At 74.3% G+C, this 2,983-nt stretch carries 1 protein-coding gene and 1 pseudogene; one reads left to right on the top strand and one right to left on the bottom strand.

Going from position 1 to position 2,983, the window contains the following annotated elements:
• Positions 1-307 precede the first annotated feature (307 nt).
• Positions 308-2,416: a tetratricopeptide repeat protein gene (locus COGEMETH_RS24925; RefSeq protein WP_238185351.1), complete on the top strand. Its 2,109-nt coding sequence runs from the start codon at positions 308-310 to the stop codon at positions 2,414-2,416.
• 114 nt (positions 2,417-2,530) lie between these two features.
• Here COGEMETH_RS24925 and COGEMETH_RS24920 read toward each other — a convergent pair.
• Positions 2,531-2,983: pseudogene (locus COGEMETH_RS24920) on the bottom strand (hypothetical protein); the annotation flags it as partial.

Raw genomic sequence — 2,983 nt, 5'->3', positions numbered from 1 at the left:
CCCCTTGCGGGGAGGGGACAGGGGTGGGGGTGGTTCCGGATGTGGCGGGTGATGCCTCCTGCCTCCGGCTCCCCGCTCGAAGCCTGTCCTGCCCGGTTGGGCGGCCGTGCGGAGGGCAGGCCCGACATCCCTGGGGGCTGCGCGGCCGGCCGGATCGGGGCGGCTCCCTCCGCCGCCGGACCGGACGAGCCCCCCAAACCCCAAAAAAGCCGCCGCGGCAGCCCCGAGCCCGCAACGCGCGGTTGACGCCCCCGCGCGCCGGCCCGATCTGACGCGGGCGCGCAGGGCCGCGCCGGAGGCGTCGGGGATGGGGGTGTCGGCGGTCTTCGGCGTGCTCGGCGGCCTCGAAGCCCTGGGCCTTCCCGGATTCGCCGGCAGCGCCCTCGACAAGGCCTGCGAGGCCCTGTTCGACGCCAAGGGCAAGGACGTCCTCAAGGAGGTCCAGGCGCGGCTGCGCGCCTATACCGGCGCGGTCCCGGCCAACCACGACCTGGAACACGCCATCCGGCTCGCCGAACTGACGGCGACCCTCGTGCTCCTCGGGCAGTACCGGCGGGCGGTGGAGGCGGAAAATTTCGATACCCGGAGCGCCCGCCTGCCGCCCTTCATCGAGGCCGCGCGCACCTGGCTGTTTTCCGAGATCGGCCTGTCGCGCTCCCTCACGGTCAAACCGAACGACGCCCTCGTCGCCGAGGCCGACGCGGCCCTGGACCGGGCCCTGCCGGCGGCGACGGCCGCGGCGGTCGAGGCGGGGCTGGCCCAGGCCCGCGCCCGGGTCTGGGCCGCCCTGGTCGCGGGCGCCGGGCCGGCGCCGCCGGACTTCCAGGCGCGGTTCGAAGGCCGCGCGGCGGGCGAACCCGGCTGGTCGGTGCTGTTCCTCGCCTTCCTGCGCGAGGCCCTGAAGACCAACCCGCGCGCGGAGGTCGCCTTCGTCACGGTGCGCCTCGCCGGCCTGCGGGAGGCCGCCCGCCGCATCGAGGACGGGCTCGATGCGCTCGCGGCCGGGCAGGCCACGATCAAGGACGACACCGGGGTCATCCGCGCAGGGTTGGACGAACTCCTCCGGCGTGTGTCCCGCGAGGAAAGCGTGCCCCTCGACACCCTCCGCGCGATCCTCACGGCGATGGGCGAGGTCGCTCAGGCCGCCGACGCGGCCGAGATCGAGCAGAGGCTCAAGGCCAAGGCGGCCGAGTTCCGGGACCTGGCCGAGCGCCTGAGCCGGCTCTCGAACGACGATCCGGAGGTGGTCCGCCTGCGGCAGGCTTCCGCGGATGCCCTGGGCCGAGGCCGTTTCGCCGAGGCCGACGCACATCTGGCCGCAGCGGAGGCGCGCGACCTTGCGGGGCTTGCCGAACTCGAAAGCATCTCCCGGCACAAGCGCCTGTCGGCGGCCCAAAGCCGGGCCGAGCGGGCTTCGGCCGCGAAACTGCGCACGAATCCCGACGCCTATGCCGAGGCCGCCACACATTATGCCGAGGCCGCACGCATCGTTGCACCGGCCGATGGGCGGATCGCATACGAATACGCCCATCGGCAGGCGCTCGTCTTGCTCGACTTGGGCCGTGACTTTGGCCGCAACGTAAGTCTCAAGGCAGCCGTCGAGGTTTTTCGGGACGTTCTGCGATCAAGCTCCGACGATGCTTCCTATTGGGCTATGGCGCAGAACAACCTCGGCAACGCGCTCCGGACGCTCGGCGAGCGGGAAAGTGGGACGGGCCGCCTGGAGGAGGCGGTGTCGGCCTACCGGGCTGCGCTGGAGGAGTTGACCCGCGAGCGGGTACCCCTCAATTGGGCGGCGACGCAGAACAACCTCGGCACCGCGCTCGCGACGCTCGGCGGGCGCGAGAGCGGGCCGGACCGTCTTGAGGAGGCGGTGTCGGCCTACCGGGCTGCGCTGGAGGAGTGGACCCGTGAGCGGGTGCCCCTCGACTGGGCGGGGACGCAGAACAACCTCGGCGCCGCGCTCCAGACGCTCGGCGGGCGCGAGAGTGGGACGGACCGTCTGGAGGAGGCGGTAGCGGCCTACCGGGCGGCTCTGGAGGAGTGGACCCGTGAGCGTGTGCCCCTCGACTGGGCGGCGACGCAGAACAACCTCGGCACCGCGCTCGCGACGCTCGGCGGGCGCGAGAGCGGGACGGCCCGCCTGGAGGAGGCGGTGTCGGCCTACCGGGCAGCGCTGGAGGAATACACCCGCGAGCGCGTGCCCCTCGACTGGGCGATGAGCCTGGGAAACCAGGGGACTGCCCTGAGCCTCCTGGCGGATCGTCGCGGGGATGTCGCGATGGCGCGGCGGGCCCTGGAGCAGATCGAGACGGCGCTGGAGACCTTCGCGACTGCGGACCATGCGCCCTATTCCGCCTCCTACCGAAGCGCGGCCGCAAAGGCGCAGGCGGTCGTCCAGCGGCTCGGCGGCTGAACGGGGCGGCGGAGAGTTCCGCAGCCCCGTCCAGGCGGGCAGGATTCCGACGCCTCCGGGGTCACGCCGGCCCGTCCCGCGTGGCTCGCAACCGCGCGGCCAAACCCCAAAAAATCACTCGATCATCTGCAAAAGATCGCCGACGCGCAGGTCGCGGATCTGGTCGAGGGGGAGGCCGCCCGGTCGGCCGGCCAGGCCCCGCAGCGCCGGGGCGAAGCTTTGGACCTGGCCCATCCAGTAGAGCGCCTCGCCCATCGCGGCCCGGTCGCGGCGGGAGCCGGGGACGACGCCCGCGTAGGGGCGGGGGCGGTGCGGGCGCAAGGCGCGCGCCTCGCGCGGGGCCCGCAGCGCCAGCCGTTCCGGCGTCCGGCGGGCGAGCGCCGAGCGGGCCGGGGCCTCGGCGGTCCGGCGCGGGGGCGGACGCGCGAGGCGCGCGCCTTGCGCCCGCACCGCCCCCGCCCCTACGCGGGCGTCGTCCCCGGCTCCCGCCGCGACCGGGCCGCGATGGGCGAGGCGCTCTACTGGATGGGCCAGGTCCAAAGCTTCGCCCCGGCGCTGCGGGGCCTG

Source organism: Methylobacterium trifolii, from assembly GCF_022179685.1.
Taxonomy (GTDB): Bacteria; Pseudomonadota; Alphaproteobacteria; order Rhizobiales; family Beijerinckiaceae; genus Methylobacterium; species Methylobacterium trifolii.
The sequence above is the reverse complement of the archived record's forward strand: the minus strand, read 5'-3'. Positions and strand labels throughout refer to the sequence as shown.

Bases quoted from the DNA above. Each gene is read 5' to 3' on its own strand.
- COGEMETH_RS24925 (WP_238185351.1), top strand. From the start codon at position 308: ATGGGGGTGTCGGCGGTCTTCGGCGTGCTCGGCGGCCTCGAAGCCCTG.